This is a genomic window from Mycobacterium sp. 94-17 (assembly GCF_035617725.1).
GTDB lineage: Bacteria > Actinomycetota > Actinomycetes > Mycobacteriales > Mycobacteriaceae > Mycobacterium.
In genome coordinates this window covers 1-16,951 of the sequence record NZ_JAPIYN010000023.1, presented here as the reverse complement: position 1 = coordinate 16,951, position 16,951 = coordinate 1, and the positions used below count along the sequence as shown (strand labels likewise).

The 16,951-nt window shown below is 70.0% G+C and carries 14 protein-coding genes and 1 pseudogene; 9 read left to right on the top strand and 6 right to left on the bottom strand.

Features of this window, described 5'->3' with window-relative positions; all coding sequences use genetic code 11:
- Position 1 precedes the first annotated feature (1 nt).
- Complete coding sequence (gene cobN, locus OQ789_RS21775) at positions 2 to 3,589, top strand: cobaltochelatase subunit CobN (protein WP_324688248.1); 3,588 nt, start codon at positions 2 to 4, stop codon at positions 3,587 to 3,589.
- Between the two features lie 98 nt (positions 3,590 to 3,687).
- On the opposite strand, the gene OQ789_RS21770 is transcribed toward cobN, so the two are convergent.
- Genes OQ789_RS21770 through OQ789_RS21755 form a run of 4 tightly spaced genes read right to left on the bottom strand, consistent with a single transcriptional unit; the run spans position 3,688 to position 7,517 of the window.
- Entirely contained in the window at positions 3,688 to 4,491 is an 804-nt protein-coding gene (locus OQ789_RS21770) for an SDR family NAD(P)-dependent oxidoreductase (RefSeq protein WP_324688247.1), read from the bottom strand.
- A gap of 23 nt (positions 4,492 to 4,514) precedes the next feature.
- On the bottom strand, positions 4,515 to 5,126 hold the full coding sequence (locus tag OQ789_RS21765) for a TetR/AcrR family transcriptional regulator (RefSeq protein ID WP_324688246.1): 612 nt from the start codon (positions 5,124 to 5,126) through the stop codon (positions 4,515 to 4,517).
- A 4-nt stretch (positions 5,127 to 5,130) separates the two neighbouring features.
- On the bottom strand, positions 5,131 to 6,276 hold the full coding sequence (locus OQ789_RS21760) for a sulfotransferase (protein ID WP_324688245.1): 1,146 nt from the start codon (positions 6,274 to 6,276) through the stop codon (positions 5,131 to 5,133).
- Entirely contained in the window at positions 6,273 to 7,517 is a 1,245-nt protein-coding gene (locus OQ789_RS21755; protein ID WP_324688244.1) for a DUF1214 domain-containing protein, read from the bottom strand. The genes OQ789_RS21760 and OQ789_RS21755 overlap by 4 nt, the downstream gene beginning before the upstream one ends.
- A 125-nt stretch (positions 7,518 to 7,642) precedes the next feature.
- On the opposite strand from OQ789_RS21755, the gene OQ789_RS21750 reads away from it, so the two are divergent.
- Positions 7,643 to 8,032, top strand: coding sequence for a PPOX class F420-dependent oxidoreductase (locus tag OQ789_RS21750; protein WP_324688243.1), 390 nt, complete (start codon positions 7,643 to 7,645; stop codon positions 8,030 to 8,032).
- Positions 8,033 to 8,045: 13 nt separating this feature from the next.
- Positions 8,046 to 8,909, top strand: a complete 864-nt coding sequence (locus tag OQ789_RS21745; protein ID WP_324688242.1) for a type 1 glutamine amidotransferase domain-containing protein — start codon at positions 8,046 to 8,048, stop codon at positions 8,907 to 8,909.
- A 14-nt stretch (positions 8,910 to 8,923) separates the two neighbouring features.
- Here OQ789_RS21745 and OQ789_RS21740 read toward each other — a convergent pair whose 3' ends face one another.
- A complete protein-coding gene (locus tag OQ789_RS21740; protein WP_324688241.1) occupies positions 8,924 to 9,631 on the bottom strand; it encodes a dienelactone hydrolase family protein in 708 nt (235 codons plus the stop codon).
- A gap of 73 nt (positions 9,632 to 9,704) precedes the next feature.
- Here OQ789_RS21740 and OQ789_RS21735 point away from each other — a divergent pair, with 73 nt between their 5' ends.
- The 4 genes and pseudogenes from OQ789_RS21735 to OQ789_RS26045 form a co-directional block, all read left to right on the top strand.
- A complete protein-coding gene (locus OQ789_RS21735; RefSeq protein ID WP_324688240.1) occupies positions 9,705 to 10,199 on the top strand; it encodes an FxsA family protein in 495 nt (164 codons plus the stop codon).
- Between the two features lie 63 nt (positions 10,200 to 10,262).
- Entirely contained in the window at positions 10,263 to 11,852 is a 1,590-nt protein-coding gene (locus OQ789_RS21730; protein WP_324688316.1) for an amidohydrolase, read from the top strand.
- A gap of 274 nt (positions 11,853 to 12,126) precedes the next feature.
- Entirely contained in the window at positions 12,127 to 13,863 is a 1,737-nt protein-coding gene (gene lnt, locus OQ789_RS21725) for an apolipoprotein N-acyltransferase (RefSeq protein WP_420716176.1), read from the top strand.
- Between the two features lie 30 nt (positions 13,864 to 13,893).
- Positions 13,894 to 14,730: pseudogene (locus OQ789_RS26045) on the top strand (polyprenol monophosphomannose synthase); the annotation flags it as partial.
- A 34-nt stretch (positions 14,731 to 14,764) separates the two neighbouring features.
- Here OQ789_RS26045 and OQ789_RS21720 read toward each other — a convergent pair.
- A complete protein-coding gene (locus tag OQ789_RS21720; RefSeq protein WP_221042691.1) occupies positions 14,765 to 15,100 on the bottom strand; it encodes an RNA polymerase-binding protein RbpA in 336 nt (111 codons plus the stop codon).
- 179 nt (positions 15,101 to 15,279) lie between these two features.
- Here OQ789_RS21720 and OQ789_RS21715 point away from each other — a divergent pair, with 179 nt between their 5' ends.
- Together OQ789_RS21715 and OQ789_RS21710 are read left to right on the top strand one after the other, a co-directional pair.
- The gene (locus OQ789_RS21715; RefSeq protein ID WP_324688239.1) at positions 15,280 to 15,639 is read left to right on the top strand and encodes a hypothetical protein; all 360 of its coding nucleotides are present in this window, start codon (positions 15,280 to 15,282) and stop codon (positions 15,637 to 15,639) included.
- 332 nt (positions 15,640 to 15,971) lie between these two features.
- On the top strand, positions 15,972 to 16,951 hold a 980-nt coding region (locus OQ789_RS21710), incomplete at its 3' end, for a polyketide synthase (protein WP_324688238.1).

The window sequence follows — 16,951 nt, the reverse complement described above, 5'->3', positions numbered from 1 at the left end:
GGTGGCTGAGCCGACCATCCTGCTGCTGTCGACATCCGACACGGACCTGATCAGCGCCCGTTCCAGCGGGAAGAACTACCGGTGGGCCAACCCGTCGCGGCTGTCGGAGGGCGAGCTGCCCGACCTGCTGGCCGACCTGCCGGCCGACGGGGCCATCGTGGTGGTGCGGATCCTCGGCGGCTACCGAGCCTGGCAAAGCGGCATCGACACGGTGCTCGCCAGTGGGGTGCCCACGGTGCTGGTCAGCGGTGAGCAGGCCGCCGACGCCGAGCTGACCGGTCTGTCCACACTGGCGGCCGGCATCGCCGTGCAGGCGCACATCTACCTGGCCCATGGCGGCGTCGACAATCTGCGCCAGCTGCACGCCTTCCTCTCGGACACCGTCCTGATGACCGGGTTCGGGTTCACCCCGCCGGTGGTGACGCCGACATGGGGGGAGCTGTTGCGCCGCCACGCCGCCGACACCGGCGGCCCGACGATCGCCGTGCTGTACTACCGCGCGCAGCACCTGGCCGGCAACACCGGCTACGTCGAGGCGCTGTGCCGGGCCATCGAGGACGCCGGCGCGCGCCCAATGCCGGTCTACTGCGCGTCGCTGCGCACCGCCGAACCCGAACTGCTGCAACGGCTCGCCGCCGCCGACGCCATGGTGGTCACCGTCCTGGCGGCCGGGGGGCTGAAGCCGGCGGCAGTGTCCGCGGGCGGCGATGACGACAGCTGGAACGTCGAACGCCTTGCCGCCCTGGATATCCCGATCCTGCAGGGATTGTGCCTGACCAGCCCGCGCGCCCAGTGGCGCGCGAACGATGACGGCATGAGCCCCCTCGACGTGGCCAGTCAGGTGGCGGTGCCCGAGTTCGACGGCCGCATCATCACCGTGCCGTTCTCGTTCAAGGAGATCGACGAAGACGGGCTGATCTCGTATGTCGCCGACGCGGAACGCTGCGCGCGGGTCGCGGGACTGGCGGTCCGCCACGCGCGGCTGCGCCATGTCGCCCCGGCGGACAAGCGGGTGGCCCTGGTGTTCTCGGCGTATCCCACCAAGCACGCCCGCATCGGCAACGCGGTCGGGCTGGACACACCGGCGAGCGCCGTCGCGCTGCTGCGGGAGATGCGCGATCACGGCTACCGGGTGGGTGACCTGCCGGGCGTCGACGCCGACGACGGTGACGCCCTGATCCACGCGCTCATCGAACGCGGCGGCCAAGACCCCGACTGGCTGACCGAAGGCCAGCTCGCCGGCAACCCGATCCGGGTGTCCGCCAAGGACTACCGCGAATGGTTCGCTACCCTGCCCACCGAATTCACCGATACCGTCACCGAGCACTGGGGCGCGGCACCGGGAAACCTCTTCGTGGACCGCAGCCGCGACCCCGACGGCGAAATCGTCATCGCCGCAATGCAATCGGGTAATGTGGTGCTGATGGTGCAGCCGCCCCGCGGCTTCGGGGAAAACCCGGTCGCCATCTATCACGACCCCGACCTGCCGCCCAGCCACCACTACCTGGCCGCCTACCACTGGCTCGATGCCGGGTTCGGGTCGCACGCGGTGGTGCATCTGGGCAAACACGGAAACCTGGAATGGCTGCCCGGCAAGACGCTGGGCATGTCGGCGTCCTGCGGACCTGACGCCGCACTCGGCGACCTGCCGCTGATCTACCCGTTTCTGGTCAACGATCCCGGCGAGGGCACCCAGGCCAAGAGGCGAGCGCACGCGGTGCTGGTCGACCACCTCATCCCCCCGATGGCCCGCGCCGAGTCCTACGGCGACATCGCACGTTTGGAACAACTGCTCGACGAGCACGCCAACGTCGCCGCCCTGGACCCCGGCAAGCTGCCCGCCATCCGTCAGCAGATCTGGACGCTGATGCGGGCAGCGAAGATGGACCACGACCTGGGCCTGACCGAACGGCCCGAAGAGGACTCGTTCGACGACATGCTGCTGCACGTCGATGGCTGGCTGTGCGAGATCAAGGATGTCCAGATTCGCGACGGCCTGCACATCCTCGGCCAAAAGCCAACGGGGGAAGCCGAACTCGATCTGGTACTGGCCGTCCTTCGGGCGCGTCAGCTGTTCGGCGGCGAGCACACCCTGCCCGGGCTGCGGCAGGCGCTCGGCCTGGCCGAGGACGGCAGCGACGAGCGGATCGCGGTCGATCACACCGAGGCCACGGCCCGCCGGCTCGTCGCCGCGTTACAGGCGACCGGCTGGGATGCCGATGCGGCCGAACGGATTACCGACAACGCCGACGTCGCCGCGGTGCTGCGATTCGCGGCGACCGAAGTGGTGCCGAGGCTGGCCGGCACCGCCGCCGAAATCGAGCAGGTGCTGCGCGCACTGGACGGCCGGTTCATCCCGGCCGGCCCGTCCGGGTCGCCGCTGCGCGGCCTGGTCAACGTGCTGCCCACCGGCCGCAATTTCTATTCCGTCGACCCTAAAGCGGTGCCGTCCCGGCTGGCCTGGGAAGCCGGTGTCGCGCTGGCGGATTCGCTGCTAGCCCGCTACCGCGACGATCACGGGCGGTGGCCGCAATCGGTGGGGCTCTCGGTGTGGGGCACCTCGGCGATGCGCACCGCCGGCGACGACATCGCCGAAGTCCTTGCGCTGCTGGGGGTCCGGCCGGTGTGGGACGACGCGTCGCGGCGCGTGGTCGACCTGGCGCCGATTTCGCCTGCCGAGCTGGGCCGCCCACGCATCGACGTGACGGTGCGGATCTCCGGGTTCTTCCGCGACGCCTTCCCGCATGTGGTGACCATGCTCGACGACGCGGTGCGGCTGGTCGCCGACCTCGACGAGGGCCCCGAGGACAACTACGTGCGTGCGCACGCCCAGGCCGACCTGGCCCAGCACGGCGATCGACGGCGTTCCACCACAAGAATTTTCGGATCCAAACCCGGCACCTATGGCGCCGGTTTGCTACAGCTGATCGACAGCCGCAACTGGCGCGACGACGCCGACCTCGCCGCCGTGTACACCGCGTGGGGTGGCTTCGCCTACGGCCGTGACCTGGACGGCCGCGAGGCCGTCGACGACATGAACCGGCAGTACCGGCGTATCGCGGTGGCCGCCAAGAACACCGACACCCGCGAACACGACATCGCCGACTCCGACGACTATTTCCAGTATCACGGCGGCATGGTGGCCACGGTGCGCGCGTTGACCGGGCGGGACCCGGCCGCCTATATCGGCGACAACACCCGCCCCGACGCGATCCGTACCCGCACCCTGTCGGAGGAGACGACCCGGGTGTTCCGGGCGCGCGTCGTCAATCCGCGCTGGATGTCGGCGATGCGCCGGCACGGATACAAGGGTGCGTTCGAGATGGCGGCGACGGTGGACTACCTGTTCGGCTACGACGCGACGGCCGGGGTGATGGCCGACTGGATGTACGAGCAACTCACCGAGCGTTACGTGCTGGACCCGGAGAACCGGAAGTTCATGTCGGAGTCCAACCCGTGGGCGCTGCACGGCATGGCCGAACGGCTGCTGGAGGCGGCGGGGCGGGGCATGTGGGCGCAGCCGCAGCCCGAGACCCTGGACGGGCTGCGCCAGGCGCTGCTGGAAGCCGAGGGCGATCTCGAAGGCTGACGCGGGGTTTGGCGTTCAGCGCGCGACCGGCGCGGCGTGGCGCGCGCACTCGGCGCCGAGACAGCCACACTCGGCGCGAGACCGGGCCGCAGGCGCCGCTAGATGAAGTCCGAGCCGCCGTCCACGTTGACGGTCGCGCCGGTGACATAGCCGTTGCGCCGCGACGCCAGGTAGGCGGTGAGGGAGGCCACCTCTTCGGGCAGCCCGGCGCGGCCGAGGTCGCAGGGCTGGTGAAAGTTGTCGTCGATCCAGGTCATGACGTCGACCGGGTTGGTGGCGTCGAGGCCGTCCGCGGCCAGGATGTCTTTGAGCGCTTCGGTGAAGCTCGCCGTGACGATGGTCCCCGGGCACACGCAGTTGACCAGAATGCCTTCCTTGGCAAGGCTTTTCGAGAGATTCTTGGTCACACTGGCCAAAGCTGATTTCGCAGCCGTGTAGGCGATGATGCGCGGGTTCTGCCGCTGAATCGAATGCGCGGACAACGTCACGATGCGGGCCCAGTCCGCGGCGCGCAGCAGCGGCAGGGCGGCGCGAATCGATCGGACGGCCGACATCGTGCCGAGCGTGAACGCCGCGTCCCATTGGGCGTCGTCCATCTGCTCGAAATAGCCGTCGCCCGGCCCGATGGTGTGGATCAGGCTGTTGAGTTGCCCCCACCGTTGCGCGACGGTGGCGAACCCATCGGCGATGGACTCGGCATCAGCCATGTCCACGCTGATCCCCACCGCATCCGGAGCACCAGCCCGGCGCAGCGACGCGACCGCAGCGTCGAGCGCCTCGGCGCTTCGGGCCATCACCGCCACGCGGGCTCCTTCGGCGGCAAGGGTTTCGGCGATGGCCAGTCCCATGCCCTTGCTGCCGCCGGTGACCACGGTCGTCGATTCGGCAAAGCCCAGGTCCATCGCCCATCTCCTTTGATCGGTTGTCAGACCCGTGCGCCGAGCCCGCGCAGGCAGAACCGCACCGTGCGTTCGCGGAGCTCGTCGCGGTCGCAGTCGCCCGTTGCCCAGTGCCGGTTGATGCCCGCCCAGACCGTTCCGTTAATGAACTGGGCCTCGGTGGTTGGGTCGATGCGCCGGAACACCCCGCTCTGCAGACCGCGCCGCAGCGCCTCGCTCAGCGGCTTGAGCATCTCCGCGTACGCCGGCTGAACCAGCGCGGGGGACTGTGACTGGGCTTCCATTGACAGGCGGCGCAGGTCGGACTTGACGTCGTCGTCGAATGCCAGGTCCAGCCGTCCGTCAATCCAGGCCGCGACCGCATCGGCCTCCGTTGCGGCGGCTGCCATCCGGCGTCGCAGTCGCCGTTCCTCCACGCGCGCCGTCTCGAGAAGGAGCGCGGCCAACAATTCGTCCTTGGATTCGAAATGCCGATAGAACGCCCGGGTGCCCAGCGCGGCCCGCTCCAGCACCGCGCCGATGCTGAGCCCCGCAATCCCGTTCTCCCGCAACACGGTTAACGCGGCGGTCAGGATCTCGCGGCGCACCGCCGCGTCCGCGCCGAGCTTGTCGCGTCGCCGCGTGCGGGGAGCGCTCACGGATTCACGCCGACGTGTCATAGGCGGCGAGATAGTCCGCGAACCGCTCGCGCACACCATCCGGTGTCAGGCCGTAGTCGGCCAGGTCGTAGTCGTGCGCGCCGCGCGAGCCGGGCCGGTGCTCTGCGGCCCAATGCCGGACGGAGGCCAGGGTGGCGTCGGTGAAACTCAGGCCCAGCTTGTCGTAGCCGGCTCGCAGCGTGCCGACCGGATCCGATTGCAGGTCCGCGAACGAGATGTCGGCGAATCGCTCGTCGCCCATCCGGGCGCGGAAATCCATGGCCCGCCGGACTCCTTCGACCCAGCTGTCGAGCTGCTCGGTGCCGAGTTCCTCGGCGTCGTCGCGGTCGCTGCTCCAGCTCCGTACGTACCGGATCAGGCTGCAGACGGAACCCATCACTTTGGCCGGATCGCGGTGACTCCACAGGAATTGGGCGTTGGGATAGGCCTCGACGAGCGCGTCGAGGGCGAACATGTGCACCGGCGTCTTGAGATGCCACAGGACCGGCGGACAGTGCCACTGCAACAGCCGCAGCACCCGCCGGTGAAAAATGTAGGTCTCACGCATGTCGCAGCCCATCAGCCACGCGAGATACCCCGGTGCCCGCACGGCGCCGTCAATGTGAAAGGTGCGGAAGCTCATTCCCATCAGGTCCTGGCATTCGGTGGGCGCGGTGGGCTCGGAGTTGTACAGCGTTTTCATCAACGGAAACATGTCGTCGAGCATCCTCAGCCCGGCTTCGGCCTGCGCGATCCGCGGGTCGCTGTGTTGGGTGGCCGCCTCCGGCGGCGGGGTAGGCACTTGCGACTCCCACATGCGCAGCGACCGGAACTGGGGATCGGCGGCCACCAGCTGGCTCAGCGCGGTGGTTCCGGTGCGGGGCAGGCCGATGACGAAGACGGGGCCGCCGACCACCTGGTCATCGATCTCGGGGTGCTGCCGGTAGACGTCCTCGACCTTGAGGCGCTGGATCAGGGCGTTGCCGATGTTGGCGTGCTGGATGACCCGCCCGATCTCGTTGAGATCCGCCTCGGTGTTCAGCGCCTCGACGATGCGTTCGAGCCCCTCGCGGTAGTAGGGCGAGCCGAAATCGTCGAGACCGGTTGCGGCCCGGGCGCCGTCCTCCAGCTCGTCGGCGTCAAAAGTCATCGTCCGAACCTTTCGTGCACCGCGCGGCGCCGCGCCGCGAGAACCGACGCGCGCTCTGCGCCGCTGACTTGTGTGGTGCCCGAAGGCAACTCGGCGTGGATATCGCCGAACGGCACCAGCCGGGTCGTGGGTGTGGGCGCGGTTTCGGTTCGCACACAGCGCAGGATGATCGGCCCGTTGCTGTGGCCGGCGGTGTCGAGCCAGTTGGCGACGCCAGGGTCACGGTCGCAGAGCACCACGCGGACCAGGCCATCGGAATCCACGGCGGTCTGGTGGGCATTGAGGCTGGACTGGTGGCGCCCGTAATGGATCGTCTCCCACCACGGGTTGCCGATCGAGAAGCTCCAGTAGATGCCTTGCGGCGGTTCGACTTCGACGATGAGGGCCTCGTCCGGCCGCAGTTCCCACCTGCCGATCACCGGCCGGTTCTCCGCGGCCGCCCCCATGTCGGTGCGATCGATCGGCGGGAGGAAGCCGTTGGGCGGCGCGGCGGACCCGAACTGTAAAAAGAATGTCAGGTTGTCGGCGACGAAGTCGCCCAGGGCGGTCAGTTGCCGCGTCACCGCCCTGTAGGGGTCGACCGGCGGTGCGGTGGCCCGCACCGGCTCGCCCAGCCGCTCGATGCGCAGCGACGAGGGCACCTCGGTATCCCAGTCGTAGAAGAAGTGTCGCACCGTCAGGGTGGGATGCTCGCCGTCGATACGCATCCAATTACCCACGTGCCCAGGCGGTTCGGCGGCCGACAGCAGCACCTCGAAGTTTCCGTCGGGATCCGTCTCGAGCTCGTCGACCAACTCGTTGGCGGTGGCGGTGATGCCGCGCATCGTCTGCAGCCCGACGTAGCGGGCGGTGCCGCGGTGCCCGAACAGCCGATAGCTCTCCCCGCCGCGCAGCGCGGCGCGGGTGTAGAGGCAGTCCGGGCACTCCATTCCCCACGTCACGATGTCGTCGGTGCTGGTGCGCTGGACCCGCAGTGCGGGATCCGGATCGAACCGCAGCGCCTCGTCGATGCCCGCGGTGAGCAGGACCAGTAGGTGCCGGAATCCGGCTGCGGCGTCGATTCGGTTGCGGCTTGCCGGATCGGATTCGACGGTCTGCGCGGCCGCGCTCAGCCGGTGCACGAGGTGTGACCACGCCGCGGAGACATCGGAATCGCCCGTCCCGTCCGACGATTCCGGCGCCAGGGCCGCCTCGGCGATGGTGAACGGCAGCCACGCCAACGGCTTTTTCGGATCGCTCACGATTGCCCACTCCGGTCGGTGCTCGATGCTCTTAACTGAAAATAATGTTTTCAATTAAGCCACGACTATCGCAGCCGGGCGGTGAGAATGTCAACGCCGGGCCCGCGCGGGGGTACGTTGTTCTGGTGACACCGACGTTCGCCGACCTCGCGAAGGCGCAGTACATCCTGCTCACCACGTTCACCAAGGACGGCAGGCCCAAGCCGACGCCGATCTGGGCGGCGCTGGACAAGCGGCGCCCGGACCGGCTCCTGGTCATCACCCAGGAAAAGTCGTGGAAGGTCAAGCGAATCCGCAACACCCCGCGGGTCACGATGGCCACCTGCGCCATGAACGGCCGCCCAACGAGCGAAGCCGTCGAGGGGACGGCGGCCATCCTGGACAAGTCGGACACGGCGGCCGTCTACGACGCGATCGGGGAGCGCTACGGCGTCCTAGGCAAGGTGTTCAACTTCTTCAGCAAGCTGCGCGGCGGCATGGACAACAACGTCGGCCTCGAACTGAAAGTCGCCTGACCGCCGGGGCGCCGTGGCCACCGTCCTCATCCCGATCCCGGACCGCGACTTCGACCCGACCGAGGTCGCCGTCAGCTGGAGGGTGTTGACGAGCGGCGGTCACCGGGTGGTCTTCGCGACCGAAAGCGGCGCCGCCGGCGTGGCCGACGACATCATGGTGACCGGCCGGGGATTGGACATCTGGTCGGCGCTGCCGCTGCTGGGTGCCGTCCCGTTGCTCGGGCTGGCGCTGCGCGCCAACGGCGACGGGCGGAGCGCCTATCGGGACATGCTGCGCGCCAACGAGTTTCAACACCCGGTCAGCTGGGCGCAGGCCAACCTCGACCACGTCGACGCGCTGTTGTTGCCGGGCGGACACCGGGCCCGCGGGATGCGCAACTACATCGACAGCGACACGTTGCACCGGCTCGTCGTGCAGGCCTTCGCCCGGAGGCTGGCGGTGGCCGCCATCTGTCACGGGGTGCTGCTCGCCGCGCGCAGCGTCGACCCCGAGACCGGCCGGTCCGTCCTGTACGGGCGCAAGACCACGGCGTTGACGTGGACGATGGAGCGCTCGGCCTGGCGCCTCACCCGCTTCACCCGGTTCTGGGATCGCGACTACTACCGGACCTATAGCGAAGAACAGGGCCAACCCATCGGGTACATGTCGGTGCAGTCGGAAGTCACACGGGCGCTCGCAGATCCGGCCGACTTCCGTGACGTCGCCCGCGGATCACCGCACTGGCGGCGGAAGACCTCGGGGACGGCGCGCGATACGCCGACCGACTCCCGGCCCGCATTCGTCGTCGACGACGGCGGGTACGTGTCGGCGCGCTGGCCGGGCGACACGCACACGTTCGCGGCGGTGTTATCGCAGAAGCTGGGCGCGGCGCGCTGAGCCGCACGGAACCCTCAAGTCGCGGCGCCGGTGCCCAGATGCTCGCCGAAGAACGCGAACACCCGCCGCCACGCGTCCTCGGTGGCGTCCCGGTCGTAGCCGAAACCCGCGATGCGTAGCAACGGCTGGACGGGCAACTCGTTGGCGAAGCTGTGACCCACGCCCGGATAGGTCTTCACGTCGGCGACGATGTTCTTGGCGGCGATCGTCTCCTTCAGCTGCTCCGGCGCACCCCGGCCCAGTGGGTCACGGCCCCCGAAGCTGGCCACGACGGGGCAGGCTCCCTCCAGTGTCCTGTCCAAATTACGCGGCAGGGGAGCGCCATAGAACGGCGCGGAGGCTCCGAAACCCTTGGGCGACATGACAAGAGCGAACTGGCCGCCCATGCAGAAGCCGGCGATGCCGACCTGCCCGGAACATTCCGGCATGGCCTTCAAGTGATCGCGCGCGGCAAGGATGTCATCGAGGGAGCGACCGCGCTGGGTCTGCAGCTCCTTCATGACGCGCGTGATGCAGCGGATGAGGCCACCGCGGGAATACAGGTTCGGGGTCAGCGCCAGATAGCCCGCCGCGGCGATGCGATCGTTGATCGACTGCTTGTCCCGCCCGTAGCCGAACGCGTCGTGGATGACCACCACACCCGGCCAGGGCCCCTGACCCGGGGGCGTGCTCAATAACGCGTCGATCGGTCCTTCGGGGGTGTCGATCTGAATCGTCGTCATAGCGCTATCTAACTGCAATCGCTCCGGCGGGCACCACGGGAACTCGGGCGTGGCCGGCAGACGTTGAGCTGGCATGGTGTCGCGGCTGTTGCTGATCTACGCCGTCGTCGAACTCGCGGTGGTCGTCGCGCTGGTGTCGACGATCGGATGGGGCTGGACCCTGCTGGCGTTGCTGGCGACCTTCGTGGTCGGCTGGGGCGTCGTGGTCCCGATGGCCGGTTCGCACCTGATCCGCCGGATCGGGCAGCTGCGCTCGGGCCTGGCCGGACCGCGCGCCGCGGCCGGCGACGGCGCGCTGGTCAGCCTGGGCGCCCTCCTGGTACTGGTGCCGGGCTTTGTCAGCACCGCGCTTGGCTTGTTGCTGTTGATCCCGCCGGTGCGCTCGGCCGTCGGCCCCGGCCTGACCGCCATGGCGGTGCGCACGCTGCAGCGGCAGATGACCGGCCTCGATTACGCGAGCGTCTTCCCCGACAGCGGCCCCGGGCACGGCGACTACATCGACGGCGAGGTCATCGATGTCCACGACGTCGAGGCGCCGGCGCGGCCGCAACCCTTCGACGGCCGCTGACGCCGCGCGCGCGGTGCCCGTAGTTTTGGCCTGTGACCGATAGTGACCGTTAGCCCGGCACCGGTGGACCTGCTGGTCAACGGCCGGGTGCACAACCCGGCCCAACCCGACGCGACCGCGATGGCGGTGCGCGACGGCGTCGTGGCGTGGGTGGGCGGCGACGAGGTCGGTCGCCGCATGTTTCCCGGCGCGCAGGTCGAAGACCTCGAGGGCGGTTTCGTGGCGCCGGGATTCGTGGACAGCCACATCCATCTCACGGCGACCGGGCTGACGCTCAGCGGGCTGGACCTGCGCCCGGCGGCCTCGTACACCCAGTGCCTGCGGATGGTTGCCGACTACGCCGCCGCCCACCCCGGCCGGCCGATCTGGGGCCACGGCTGGGATGAAGCGGCGTGGCCGGAGAACGCCCCGCCCGGCACCTGCGACCTGGATGCCGTTCTCGGTGGCCGGCCTGCCTATCTGGCCCGCGTGGACGTTCACTCCGCGCTCGCGTCGACGGGCCTGCGACGGCTGGTGACGGAGCTTCCGGCGGCGGCGGGCTTCAGCGTCGAGGGACCGCTGGTCGGCGACGCCCACCACCTGGTGCGGGCCGCCGCCCGGGACCTGCTGACCGCCGACCAGCTCGCCGAGGCCCGTGCCGCGGGATTGCGGGCCGCCGCGGCGGCCGGGATCGTCGCGGTGCACGAATGCGCCGGGCCCGAGATCGGCGGGATGGACGACTGGCTGCGGCTGCGGGCCCTCGACCACGGCGTCGAGGTGATCGGCTACTGGGGTGAGGCGGTGCGCAGCCCCGCCCAGGCGCGCGAGCTGATGGCGGCGACCGGAGCCCGCGGGCTGGCCGGCGACCTGTTCGTCGACGGGGCGCTGGGGTCGCGCACCGCCTGGCTGCACGAGCCGTACACGGACGCGCCGGATCGCACCGGAACCTGCTATCTGGACCCCGATGCCGTCGAGGCGCATCTGCGGGCCTGCACCCAGGCCGGCGTCACCGCCGGGTTCCACGTCATCGGGGACGCCGCGGTCGCGACGGTGGTGGGCGCCCTCGAGCGCGTCGTGGCTGACCTCGGCCCGGTCGCCGTCGCCCGCTGCGGGCACCGCCTCGAGCACGTCGAGATGGTCGGCGCCGACCAGGCCGCCAAGCTGGGGAAATGGGGCGTCATGGCCAGCGTGCAGCCCAATTTCGACGCGCTCTGGGGCGGCGCCGACGGCATGTACGCGCGGCGGCTGGGCGCCCAGCGAGGCGGTCGGCTCAACCCCTTCGCGCTGTTAGCATCCCAAGGCGTGCCCCTCGCGCTTGGTTCCGACGCCCCGGTCACGGACTTCGACCCGTGGGCCAGTGTGCGCGCGGCGGTCAATCACCACACCCCCGGCAGCGCAATCTCGGCACGGGCCGCGTTCGCCGCCGCCACCCGGGGAGGCTGGCGGGCGTCCGGCGTCCGCGACGGCACGGCGGGCACGCTGGTGCCGGGAGCGCCGGCCTCGTATGTCGTCTGGGATGCCGGCGAACTGGAAGTGCACGCCCCGCGTGACACAGTCCAGCGTTGGTCGACCGACCCGCGGTCGCGGGTGCCCGCGCTGCCGCGACTGGGCCCGGACGACGCCCTGCCGCGGTGCCGGCGAACGGTGCATCGGGGCGCTGTCATCCATGGCTAGGGGTCGGCCGGGCAGCGAGGAGCCCGCGGACCAGACCGACGGGGTGGAAGCGGACCTGCCGCGCCGGCCCGACACCGACCCCATCGGCGACGAGGCCGAGGCAGACCGCGACGACCGGCCTGCCGACGTCCGCCCCGAGCCCGAAGCGCCCGGCGGCGACTCCGGCCGGGACGCCGTCGCCGCGGCGCCCGAAGGTCAGACGACGCTGGGCACCCGGGTCGGCACCGCGGCGCGCGGCGCGGTCACCGGGCTGGTGGCCGGCGTGATCGCGCGGATGCCCGCCGCCCAGGCCGCGATGCTGCCCCGCCTGACCCGGCTGAGTTGCGCCGTGGCGGCCGGCCTCCTGTTCTGCGCCAGTTTCCCACCGCTCAACTGGTGGTGGGCCGCCGTGCTGGCCGCCGCGTTGCTGGCGTGGGTGCTGACGCACCCTGCGACGACACCGGCCGGCGGCCCGGGCTACGCGTTCCTGTTCGGGCTGGCGTTCTATCTGCCGCTGCTGCCCTGGACGGGGCTACTGGTCGGCCCGATCCCTTGGATCGCGCTCGCGACGGTCTGCGCGCTGTTTCCCGCCCTGTTCGGCCTGTGCGCCGTCGCCGTGCGCCGGCTGCCCGGCTGGCCCGTCTGGTTCGCGCTGGTATGGGCGGCCCAGGAGTGGCTCAAGTCGATCGTTCCGTTCGGTGGCTTCCCCTGGGGCTCGGCGGCCTTCGGCCAGACGCACGGTCCCTTCCTGCCGCTGGTCCAGCTCGGCGGCGTCCGGCTGCTGTCCACTGCGGTCATGCTGCTGGGCTTCAGCGCGACGGCCATCGCGCTGGAGATCGTGAAGTGGTGGCACGCGGGTCATCCGGCGCGTGCGGCGGCAGGCGGCGCCGAGGACCAGGTGCCGCCCGCGGTGGTGCTGCCCGGCACCTGCATCTGCCTGGTGCTGTTCGCGTCGCTCATCGTCTGGCCGCAGGTGCGCCACGCTGGTACCGGCTCGGGCGGGGAGCCGGCGGTCACCGTCGCCGTCATCCAGGGCAACGTGCCGCGGCTGGGCTTCGAGTTCAACGACCAGCGGCGGGCCGTGCTGGACAACCACGTCCAGGAGACCCTGCACCTGGCCGAGGACGTGCGCTCGGGGGCCGCCCCGCAGCCGCAATTCGTGATCTGGCCGGAAGACTCCTCGGATGTAGACCCGCTGGTCAACAACGACGCCGCCCAGGAGATCTCGCAGGCCGCCGCCGCCATCGGCGCTCCGATCCTGATCGGCAGCGTGCTCGATGTGCCGGGAAGCCCGCCGCAGGATCCGAACTACACCAACACCATGATCGTGTGGAACCCGGCCACCGGCCCGGCCGATCGCCACGACAAGGAAATCGTGCAGCCGTTCGGCGAGTACCTGCCCATGCCGTGGTTGTTCAAGCACCTGTCCGGCTACGCCGAGCGCGCGGGAAAATTCGTGCCGCGGCAGGGCTCGGACGTGGTGCACATCGCGGGGGTGCCGGTCGGCGTCGCCACCTGCTGGGAAGTGATCTTCGATCGGGTGCCGAGGCGAGCGGTGCTCGACGGTGCCCAGTTGTTGGCCGTGCCCGCTAACAACGCGACCTTCAACAAGACGATGAGTGAGCAGCAGCTGGCATTCGCCAAGGTCCGCGCCGTCGAGCACGACCGGTACGTGCTGGTAGCCGGCACCACGGGAATCAGCGCGGTGGTGGCCCCCGACGGCGGCGAGTTGGCCCGCACCGACTTCTTCCAGCCCGCCTATCTGGACACCCAGGTGCGCCTCAAGACCCGGCTGACGCCGGCGACACGCTGGGCGCCGCTGGTGCAATGGGTCATGGTGGTGGCGGCCGGAGCGGTGATTCTGGCCGGGATACGGCACAATGGATGGTTCCCGCGTTCGGTACGTCTGAAGTCCACACGCCAGTCGAAGGGGGCCGGTGCCACCCCGGGCACGCCGCCGCCCGACGAGCACGACCCGGACACAGCGCCCGACGAGCGCGAGGACCGCACGCCGGCAGACGACGGCGTCTGACCACCACCCCGTCCGACCGCGACGGAACAACATTCTTTCGATTTCAGGTTTCGGGCGACACAGAGGAGCTACATGACCACCGGCCAGCCGGCGCCCCACGTCCCAGGCGAGCGTCCCAGCCAGCGCGTCTTGGTGATCATCCCCACCTACAACGAGCTGGAGAACCTCCCGGTGATCCACCGGCGGCTCAAAGAGGCGTGCCCGCAGGTACATCTGCTGGTGGTGGACGACAGCAGCCCCGACGGCACCGGCCGCCTCGCCGAGGAGCTGGCGTCGGCCGACGCCGGCCGCACTCATGTACTGCACCGCACCGCCAAGGACGGCCTGGGCGCGGCTTACCTGGCGGGCTTCGCCTGGGGGCTGAGCCGCGACTACTCGGTGCTGGTCGAAATGGACGCCGACGGCAGCCACGCGCCCGAACAGCTGCACCGCCTGCTGGACGCCGTCGACGCCGGCGCCGACCTGGCCATCGGGTCGCGCTACGTCGAGGGCGGCACAGTGCGCAACTGGCCGAAGCGGCGCTGGGCCCTGTCCTGGACGGCCAACACCTACGCCCGGCTGGCGCTCGGCATCGGCGTGCACGACATCACCGCCGGCTACCGCGCCTACCGTCGCGAGGTGCTCGAGGCGATCGATCTCGACGGCGTCGACTCCAAGGGCTACTGCTTCCAGATCGATCTGACCTGGCGAACCATCTGCAACGGGTTCACCATCGCCGAGGTGCCCATCACTTTCACCGAGCGCGAACTCGGCGTGTCCAAGATGAGCGGATCCAACATCCGCGAGGCCCTGGTCAAAGTCACCCGCTGGGGTGTCCAGGGCCGACGCTCGGGTGTCCGGGCCACCCGGGCCGACAACCGCACCTAGGCGGCGGGCCCTGTGCCGGGCATTGACCCGCGGGTCAGCCCCGGCGGCGAGTCTTGATGATCTCGAGGCGCTCCTTGAGCAGCTCTTCGAGCTCCTCGACCGAGCGGCGCTCCAGCAGCATGTCCCAGTGTGTCCGCGGCGGCTTCACCTTCTTCGGCTCGGGCAGGTCGCCCTCGATCAGGGTGCCTTCCAGGCCGTTGCGGCAGAGCCAGGTGCCGGGGATCTCGGCGTCGTCGGCGAAGGGGACCTCGAACTCTTCGCCGTTGTCGGTCCGGTACTTGGCCAGCTGGCGCGGCGCCAGGTCGTGGTTGCGGTCGGTCTCGTAGCTCACGGCCCCGAGGCGACTGCCTCTCAGTACGCGATCAGCCATGGCTGCTGCTCCTTTTGACGTTCTCGGAGCTCTGCGGCTCCCTCATTGCAATTCCGTGCCATCTTCACTGTGCCAACGCTGCGGCGATCTGCGCAGTTCCCCGGCTCGAGGCGGGCGTACGCGACGCGACTATCAATGATACCGGGATCGCCGCGCAATCCCGACTAAAGTCGGCAGGCGTGAGTCGCCGTACCCGCCCGCAGCCCTGTCGCTGGTGCGGCCGAGACGTCGCCGACGCGGGGATGGGCCGCCGCCGCCAGTACTGCCGCCAGTCGTGCCGGCAGCGCGCGTACGAGCAACGGGCCTCGTTGAGCCGCAACGGTGCTGACCCGCTGTCGGCCCTGCCCCCGGACGCGGTGGTGCTGTCGGCCGAGGACGCCGCCGACCTCTCGGACCGCGTCTACCAGGTGCGGTGCGCGGCCGAGGACATCGCCACGGCGGTCGACGAAGGCGCCGGGACCCCCGAGCTACGCGAGCTGTGCGACGCGCTGATCCAAGCCGCCCGGGCCGCCGATGGCTGGCGCCGGGTGGGTGTCTGATCGCCTCGCCGGCACGCCATCGCCCGGCCCCGACGCTGCAGACATCCGCCTGACCACCGACTATGGCCCGCCGGGTATTGTCACGCCATGGACGTCGGGCCGTATCCACAGCTACCGGTCCTCGGCTAGCAGTCGGGAGCGGCGGACGTTTTGAAATTCAGTCGGAGTTGGCCATACTCACCAGCAATATTCTTGGGTCGGAGAGCAGCACGACGCTGGTCGAGCGGGAAACGGCACCGCCTCGTGCAGCACATTCCGTCACTCGGCAAAAACCGCGTCCGGCGGTGAAGACGGCCGAGCGTCATCAGGCGAGGGGTTAGGCGAGGTTTGTGATGGTTGATCAACTCCAGCATGCGACCGAAGCGCTGCGTAAAGCGCTGGTCCAGGTTGAGCGCCTGAAGCGCACCAACCGCGCGCTGCTGGAGCGGTCCAGCGAGCCGATCGCGATCGTCGGTATGTCGTGCCGCTTCCCGGGCGGCGTGGACAGCCCGGAGGCGCTGTGGCAAATGGTCGCCGACGGCCGCGACGTCATTTCGGAGTTTCCCACCGACCGTGGCTGGGACGTGGCGAGCCTGTACGACCCGGACCCCGACGCGCGCCACAAGTGCTACGTGAACACCGGGGGCTTCGTCGACGGTGTCGGGGACTTCGATCCGGCCTTCTTCGGCATCGCGCCCAGCGAGGCGCTCGCGATGGATCCCCAGCATCGGATGCTGCTGGAATTGTCGTGGGAAGCGTTGGAGCGGGCCGGGATTGACCCCAGCGGGTTGCGCGGCAGCGCCACCGGCGTCTTCGCCGGACTCATCGTCCAGGGCTACGGCATGCTCGCCGAGGAGATCGAGGGCTACCGGCTGACCGGGATGACCTCCAGCGTCGCCTCGGGGCGGGTGTCTTATGTGCTGGGGCTGGAGGGGCCGGCGGTGTCGGTGGATACCGCGTGTTCGTCGTCGTTGGTGGCTTTGCATATGGCGGTGCAGTCGCTGCGTTCGGGGGAGTGCGACCTGGCCCTGGCCGGCGGCGCGACCGTGAACGCGACCCCGACGGTGTTCGTCGAGTTCAGCCGGCACCGCGGGTTGGCCCCCGATGGCCGGAGCAAGGCCTACGCGGGCGCGGCCGACGGCGTCGGTTGGTCCGAGGGCGGGGCCATCCTGGTCGTCGAGCGGCTGTCGGACGCGCGGCGGTTGGGGCATCCGGTGCTGGCGGTGGTGCGGGGTTCGGCGGTCAATCAGGATGGTGCGTCCAACGGGTTGACCGCGCCCAATGGTCCTTCGCAGCAGCGGGTGGTGCGTGCGGCGTTGGCCAGCGCGGGGTT

Bases quoted from the DNA above. Each gene is read 5' to 3' on its own strand.
- OQ789_RS21770 (WP_324688247.1), bottom strand. From the start codon at position 4,491: ATGGACCTGGGCTTTGCCGAATCGACGACCGTGGTCACCGGCGGCAGC.
- OQ789_RS21740 (WP_324688241.1), bottom strand. From the start codon at position 9,631: ATGACGACGATTCAGATCGACACCCCCGAAGGACCGATCGACGCGTTA.
- OQ789_RS21760 (WP_324688245.1), bottom strand. From the start codon at position 6,276: ATGACTTTTGACGCCGACGAGCTGGAGGACGGCGCCCGGGCCGCAACC.
- OQ789_RS21720 (WP_221042691.1), bottom strand. From the start codon at position 15,100: ATGGCTGATCGCGTACTGAGAGGCAGTCGCCTCGGGGCCGTGAGCTAC.
- lnt (WP_420716176.1), top strand. From the start codon at position 12,127: ATGCCCGCCGCCCAGGCCGCGATGCTGCCCCGCCTGACCCGGCTGAGT.
- OQ789_RS21735 (WP_324688240.1), top strand. From the start codon at position 9,705: ATGGTGTCGCGGCTGTTGCTGATCTACGCCGTCGTCGAACTCGCGGTG.